This is a genomic window from Streptomyces sp. NPDC044063 (assembly GCF_056434285.1).
Genome location: NZ_JBWKFM010000036.1, coordinates 60,582 through 66,758 on the forward strand (window position 1 = coordinate 60,582; position 6,177 = coordinate 66,758).

The 6,177-nt window shown below is 73.3% G+C and carries 7 protein-coding genes; 5 read left to right on the top strand and 2 right to left on the bottom strand.

Annotation, left to right across the window (positions count from 1 at the left end; all coding sequences use genetic code 11):
• Window positions 1-50 precede the first annotated feature (50 nt).
• The 4 genes from AC07BS_RS30945 to AC07BS_RS30960 are packed head-to-tail and all read left to right on the top strand — an operon-like array spanning window position 51 to window position 3,636.
• Window positions 51-1,010 carry an ABC transporter ATP-binding protein gene (locus tag AC07BS_RS30945; protein WP_478642862.1) on the top strand — a complete coding sequence of 320 codons (960 nt, stop codon included), beginning with the start codon at window positions 51-53 and terminating at the stop codon, window positions 1,008-1,010.
• The gene (locus tag AC07BS_RS30950) at window positions 1,007-1,750 is read left to right on the top strand and encodes an ABC transporter permease (RefSeq protein WP_478642860.1); all 744 of its coding nucleotides are present in this window, start codon (window positions 1,007-1,009) and stop codon (window positions 1,748-1,750) included. The genes AC07BS_RS30945 and AC07BS_RS30950 overlap by 4 nt, the downstream gene beginning before the upstream one ends.
• A 43-nt stretch (window positions 1,751-1,793) precedes the next feature.
• Entirely contained in the window at window positions 1,794-2,984 is a 1,191-nt protein-coding gene (locus AC07BS_RS30955) for a sensor histidine kinase (RefSeq protein ID WP_478935159.1), read from the top strand.
• 16 nt (window positions 2,985-3,000) lie between these two features.
• A complete protein-coding gene (locus tag AC07BS_RS30960) occupies window positions 3,001-3,636 on the top strand; it encodes a response regulator transcription factor (RefSeq protein ID WP_478935160.1) in 636 nt (211 codons plus the stop codon).
• Between the two features lie 27 nt (window positions 3,637-3,663).
• Here the strand turns inward: AC07BS_RS30960 and AC07BS_RS30965 are convergent, their stop codons facing one another.
• Together AC07BS_RS30965 and AC07BS_RS30970 are read right to left on the bottom strand one after the other, a co-directional pair.
• Entirely contained in the window at window positions 3,664-4,503 is an 840-nt protein-coding gene (locus AC07BS_RS30965; RefSeq protein ID WP_478643237.1) for a transglutaminase family protein, read from the bottom strand.
• Window positions 4,504-4,574: 71 nt separating this feature from the next.
• A complete protein-coding gene (locus AC07BS_RS30970) occupies window positions 4,575-5,585 on the bottom strand; it encodes a GNAT family N-acetyltransferase (protein ID WP_478935161.1) in 1,011 nt (336 codons plus the stop codon).
• 114 nt (window positions 5,586-5,699) lie between these two features.
• Here AC07BS_RS30970 and fdxA point away from each other — a divergent pair, with 114 nt between their 5' ends.
• Complete coding sequence (gene fdxA, locus AC07BS_RS30975) at window positions 5,700-6,029, top strand: ferredoxin (RefSeq protein WP_336414216.1); 330 nt, start codon at window positions 5,700-5,702, stop codon at window positions 6,027-6,029.
• Window positions 6,030-6,177 lie beyond the last annotated feature (148 nt).

A 6,177-nucleotide genomic window follows, 5' to 3' on the forward strand; every position in this document is an offset into this window, starting at 1 on the left:
ACGACGGCTGACACTGCCGCCCCCGCCTCGCGGTCGCGATGATTGTTTCCATGACCACAACCGCGACCGCGATCACGGGGGACGGGCGGCATCGGACCGGCACACCCGTGGTCAGCTTCGAGAACGTCAGCAAGTCCTACGGCACCGTCAAGGCCGTCTCCGACCTGACCCTGGACCTCTACCCCGGCGAGACCGTCGCCCTGCTCGGCCCCAACGGCGCCGGCAAGTCCTCGACGCTCGACCTCCTGCTGGGCCTGCGCAACCCCGACGCCGGGCGCGTCGAGGTCTTCGGCACGACGCCCCAGGAGGCCATCCAGCGCGGCCGCGTCGGCGCGATGCTCCAGTCCGGCGGGCTGATGGAGGACGTGACGGTCCGTGAGCTGGTGAAGCTGGCCTGCGACCTCCACCGCAAGGCCTACCCGCTGGACGAGGTGATGGAGCGGGCGGGCATCACCGAGATCGCCGACCGCATGGTCAACAAGCTCTCCGGCGGCCAGGAGCAGCGCGTGCGCTTCGCCATGGCCACCGCGGGCGCCAACGACCTGATCGTCCTCGACGAGCCGACGACCGGCATGGACGTCACGGCCCGCCAGGCGTTCTGGAGCGTGATGCGCCAGCAGGCGAACGAGGGCCGCGCGGTCCTGTTCGCCACCCACTATCTGGAGGAGGCCGACGCGATCGCGGACCGCGTGATCGTGCTCCACCGCGGCCGGGTCCTCACGGACGGCTCCGCCGCCGAGATCAAGGCGAAGGCCGGGGCCCGTCGCATCGTCTTCGACCTCGACGGACACATCGGCGAGGCCGCCCTGCGCGAGCTGCCGTTCCTGTCCTCCCTGGAGATATCCGGCCGCACGGTCCGCATCCAGTCGCACGACGCCGACGCCACCGTCCACGCCCTGTACGGTCTCGGCCTCTACCCCCGCAACCTCGAGGTCGCGGGCCTGGGCCTGGAGCAGGCCTTCATCGCCATCACCGACGCCGCGGCCGCCGAGGAGGCGGCTTCCCGATGAACACCCTGATCAAGCTGGAAATCACGCGCACGCTGCGCGCCAAGAAGTTCATGTTCTTCTCGGTGATCTACCCCGCGGCGCTCTATCTGATGATCGCGGGCGGTGCGAGCAGCACCGAGAAGATCGAGGGCACGGACCTCACGCTGCCGCTGCTCATGATGGTGTCGATGGCGTCCTTCGGCGCGATCACCGCTGTCCTGGTCGGCAACAGCGAGAAGATAGCCAAGGAGCGGGAGAAGGGCTGGGTGCGGCAGCTGCGGCTCACCTCGCTCCCGGGCCGCGGCTACGTCACCGCCAAGATCGCCTCGGCCGCCGTGGTCTCCCTCCCGGCGATCCTGGCCGTCTTCCTCACCGCCGCCCTGGTCAAGGACGTGCGCTTCCCCGCGGTCTGGCAGTGGTTCGCGCTCACGGCCGTCATCTGGGCCGGCAGCGTCGTCTTCGCCGCGCTGGGCGTGGCCATCGGCTATCTCGCCACCGGTGACGCCGTCCGTCCCATCACCTTCATCATCTACTTCGGCCTGTCGATGCTCGGCGGCCTGTGGATGCCGACGGCCGTCTTCCCGAAGTGGCTCCAGGACATAGCCGAGTGGGTGCCCACCCACGCCTACGCCGGGCTCGGCCAGGCCATCGAGCAGGGTGGCGCGCCCCACCTGAAGGACGTCGTCCTCATGTTCGTCTACCTCGTCCTGTTCGGTGGCGCGGCCGCCTGGCTGTACCGCAAGGACACCCACAAGGCGTGACCTGATGTCGTGGCCGCTGCCGGGTCCGGGGGACACTACGAAGGTGAAAGCGCACGGGGAGTACGGGGAGCCGGCGGTCGACAGGGGCTTCATCCAGATCGGCAGGGCACCCGAGGACTGGCGCCAGCTCTTCGCCAAGACCTGCTGGACCTTCCTGTACATGTCCTACCTCTACTACGCGGTCCGGGACCTGACGGAGGACCGGTACGGGCCCGTGGTGACGGCCATCGGGTGGCTCGCGCTGGCGGCCTTCATCATCGGGTATCTCTACCTGGTCCTCGGCCCCCGCCCCGGCCCCGACCAGGTGAGCCGCCGGCGGAACTACCTGCTGGGCGGGCTGTACGCCCTCGCGCTGACGATGGCGCTGGCCTTCAGCCCGTCGTGGACCGTCCTGCTGGTCTACGTCTCCATCTCCAGCGGCGTCCAGCTCCCGCTGAAGTGGGGCCTGCGGGTCGTGCCGGCCGTCGCGGCCACCGTGGCCACGCTCTGCCTGGTGCACGGCGTCCCCCTGGTCGAGACGCTGCTGCTGGTGCTGCCCACGCTGCTGGGCGGCGGCGCGATGATCGCCGTCGTGCAGATGGGCCGCACCATGCGGGAGCTGCGCGAGGCCCGGGCCACGGTGGCGCACCTCGCGGCGAACGAGGAGCGGCTGCGCCTGGCCCGGGACCTCCACGACCTCCTCGGCCACTCGCTCTCGCTCATCACGCTCAAGAGCGAGCTGGCCGGGCGGATGCTGCCGGACAAGCCCGAGGCGGCGGCCCAGCAGGTCGCCGACATCGAGCGGGTGAGCCGGCAGGCGCTGGTGGACGTCCGGGAGGCGGTCAGCGGCTTCCGGCGCCCCACGCTGGACGCCGAGCTCGCCGGGGCCCGTACGGCCCTGGCCGCCGCCGGCGTCGCCGCCGACCTGACCCGGGCCTCCACCGGCCACGCCGACCTCCCCCCGGACGAGGAGGGGGCGCTGGCGTGGGCGCTGCGGGAGGCCGTCACCAATGTGGTTCGGCACAGCGGCGCCCGCCGGTGCGAGATCGTGGTCGAGGAGGACGGCGACGATCTGTGCCTGATCGTCACCGACGACGGCCGCGGCCCCTCCGGCGGCCACGGCCACGGCAACGGCCTGACCGGTCTCACCGAGCGGCTGTCCCTGGCGGACGGCCGGCTGGAGACGGGCCCCGGCCCGCGCGGCGGCTTCCGCCTGCGGGCGGCCGTACCGCTCTCGCGCCGCGTGATGGCCTGACCTCTACGCTGTCGCTGTGAACGCACCGAAGCCCCCCGGAAACGCCGCCGTTCGTGTTCTCCTCGCCGAGGACCAGTCCATGGTCAGGGAGGCGCTGGCCGCGCTCCTGGGGCTCGAGGAGGACATCGACGTCGTCACCCAGGTGGCCCGGGGCGACGAGGTGCTGGCCGCCGCCCGCGCCACGCCCGTCGATGTGGCGCTGCTGGACATCGAGATGCCCGGGATGACCGGGCTCGACGCGGCGGCCCTGCTGTGCCGGGAGCTGCCGGGGCTCAAGGTCGTCATCCTCACCACCTTCGGCCGGCCCGGCTATCTGCGCCGGGCCATGGAGTCCGGCGCGGACGCGTTCCTGGTCAAGGACGCCCCGGCGGCGCAGCTGGCCGACGCGGTGCGGCGGGTGCTGCGCGGCGAGCGCGTCATCGACCCCACCCTCGCGGCCGCCGCGCTCGCCGAGGGGGCCAACCCCCTCACCGACCGGGAGCGCGCCGTCCTCGCGGCGTCGGCCGACGGCTCCACCAACGCCGAGCTCGCCGCCGCTCTCCACCTCTCGCACGGCACCGTGCGGAACTACCTCTCCACGGCGATCCAGAAGACCGGCGCCCGCAATCGCGCGGAGGCCGTCCGGATAGCCCGCGACAAGGGCTGGCTCTGACCCCTGGCCGCCGGTCCGGCGGCCCCCTCAGTTCAGCATGGCCCGCGCGGCGAGTGCCTGGTGGCGGACCGTCTCGGCGGCCGTCGGCTCCAGCGGGGCGATGACCGCCGCGTATTCCTCCAGCTCACGGGCGCCGCGGGCGAACTCACCGCGCTCCACGAGCAGCTCGGCGCGCTCGTAGCGCAGCCGGGCCGGGTGGGTGGGGAGCAGCAGGGACAGTTCGACGGCCCAGAGCTGGATGTCGCTGCGCTCGGGGCGGGCGGCGGCCCAGGCGCGGATGTTGTTGAGGACGCGCAGGACGATCTCCAGCGGCTCGGCCGGGGAGAACATCGACGGGGCCAGCGGGGTGCCCGTCGTGCCCGCGACCAGCAGGCCGGCGTCCTCCTCGGACAGCGGCCGGCCGCCCTCGAAGGGGTCGGCCAGCACATGCTCCCCGCCCGGGTCCCCGAAGCCGACCACGAAGTGGCCGGGCAGGGCCACCCCGTACACGGGCGCGCCGGCGCGGCGGGCGACCTCCATCCACACCACGGACAGCAGGATGGGCAGGCCGCGCCGCCGCCGCAGCACCTCGGGGAGCAGCGAGGACTCCAGTCGCCGGTAGTCGGCGGGGGAGCCGTGGAAGCCGCAGCGTTCCCCGAGCAGCTCGGCCAGGGCCTCCGCCCAGCGGCGGGGCGCGGCGTGCCGGCCCAGGGCGGGGAGCAGTCCGGCCAGCCGGTCCAGTTCGATCTGCGCGGCGTCCGCGGTGTTCTCGCACAGCCCCGCCTCCGCCTCCGCCGCGACCAGGAGGCACAGCAGCGCGAGGTCGGGCCGCTCCTCCCGGGCCGCGTCCGCGAAGGCCCGCCGCCGTCCAGTGGTGTCGTCGTACATGGGTGCCTCGTACCCGCTCGGGGCGGTGGCCACAGCCACCGCCGGTATCCATGGTGCGACCAGGTCCGCGGCTAGCGCACCGGCTCGCGGCGGTAGTGGTAACCGTGGTGAGTGGTGAAGCCGAGCCCGTCGTAGAGGGCGGCCGCGGGGCCGTTGTCCGTCTCGACCTGCAGATACGCCGCCGAGGCGCCCTCGCTGAGCGCCTGCTGGGCCAGGGCGGCCATGACCAGCCCGCCCAGGCCCTCGCGCCGCCGTCCGGGGCTGACGTGCAGCGCCGCGAAGCCCGCCCAGCGGCCGTCGACGACACAGCGCGCCATGGCGGCCGGCCCCGTCCCACCGGCCTCCTCGTCCGGCACGGTCGCGAACCACACCGACGGGCCGCCCGTCAGCACCGCCAGGGCGTCCTGGGACGACGCGCCGGTGCGCCCGTAGGCCGCGAGCCAGGCCTCGTCCGGCTCGCGGGTCAACCGCACCCGCTCGGTGGCGGCACCCGTATCGGCGATCGGCGCGAGCGCGGCGGTGCGCATCACCGCGTGCCGCTCGGCGGTCCAGCCGCGCCGGGCCAGCTCGGCGTCCAGCTCGGTGTCCCGTGCCGGGTCGCCGGTCGTGACCTGCACATACGCGGGCAGGCCGCGCTCGGCGTACCAGGCGGCGACCCGGTCCAGCGCGGCCTCCGCCGGCAGACCGGGGTCACCGAGGGGGAGCGCCGAGTTCGCGCGGGCGGTGAAGCCGCCGGACGCGCGCAGCGTCCAGTCGCCGAGGCGCTCCGTCTCGCGGGCGGGCCAGCCGCGCGCGGCGACCTCCTGGAGCTCACGGACCGTGGCCGCGGGGCCGCGCCGCCGGGCCGGGGTGGCCGGTACGACCTTGCCGGCGACCAGCCAGGACTCCGGGACCTCGACCGTTTCGCCGTTCCTGCGTGTGATCCGCAGCACACCCCCCTCCCAGGAGGAGAGCACGCCGACGGCGTCGGTGAAGCGTTCCGGCGATCCGCCGGAGGCGTTCAAGTGCCGTACGGAGACGCGCTTGCCCACGTCCGCCGTGGTGATCCGGACGTCAAGCCTTCCGCCCGTGGTGAATTCCACAGCTGTGCCAGCCCCTCTTGTTCGTCATGTGCCCGGGGAGGGAGATACTAGGTGTGGGCATCGACGACGCCGCGCTCCCGCGCGAAATGAGCCCTACCGAGGAGGAACGACAGCGTGACCTACGTCATCGCGCAGCCTTGTGTCGACGTGAAGGACAAGGCGTGCATCGAGGAGTGCCCCGTCGACTGCATCTACGAGGGCTCCCGGTCCTTGTACATCCACCCGGACGAATGCGTCGACTGCGGCGCCTGTGAGCCGGTCTGCCCGGTCGAGGCCATCTTCTACGAGGACGACACCCCGGAGGAGTGGAAGGACTACTACAAGGCGAACGTCGAGTTCTTCGACGAGCTCGGTTCGCCCGGTGGTGCCTCCAAGCTGGGCCTGATCGAGCGGGACCACCCCTTCATCGCCGAGCTGCCCGCGGACATCAATCCGCAGCACTGACGGCGCCGGGGGGGGGGGGGGGGGGGGGGGGGGGGGGGGGGGGGGGGGGGGGGGGGGGGGGGGGGGGGGGGGGGGGGGGGGGAGGGGGAGGAGGGGGGGGAGGGGGGGGGGGGGGGGGAGCCAAGAGGGGAGAGGGGAAAAAAGCGGC